The following is a 228-nucleotide window of genomic DNA, read 5'->3' as shown; positions in this document are numbered from 1 at the left end:
ATCTGTTCTCCCCCCTAATTTGTCGGTTAGTTGATAGTATTTGTATATTTTTTCCCAGTTTTCTTGGGTTTTGTTTTCAAGTTTTTCATTGATGAATGCTAAATGAAAGGCGCCTTCGGCATAGCCTAGCTCCATCGCGTGCCTTAACTGTTGCATATTCCCATGAATGCCGATCACCCAATAACATTGATGCCGATCACCTGATAACACCCAAGTCGATCACCCAAT

General features: G+C 41.7%; 1 protein-coding gene. It reads right to left on the bottom strand.

Annotated elements, in window-relative coordinates:
• Positions 1 to 210: hypothetical protein (locus tag Q4519_RS22300; RefSeq protein WP_303516179.1), on the bottom strand; the 210-nt coding region annotated here is incomplete at its 3' end.
• Between the last annotated feature and the right edge of the window lie 18 nt (positions 211 to 228).

Origin of the sequence: Motilimonas sp. 1_MG-2023, assembly GCF_030547455.1 — a bacterium.
Lineage (GTDB): Bacteria > Pseudomonadota > Gammaproteobacteria > Enterobacterales > CBDFNC01 > Motilimonas.
The sequence above is the reverse complement of the archived record's forward strand: the minus strand, read 5'-3'. Positions and strand labels throughout refer to the sequence as shown.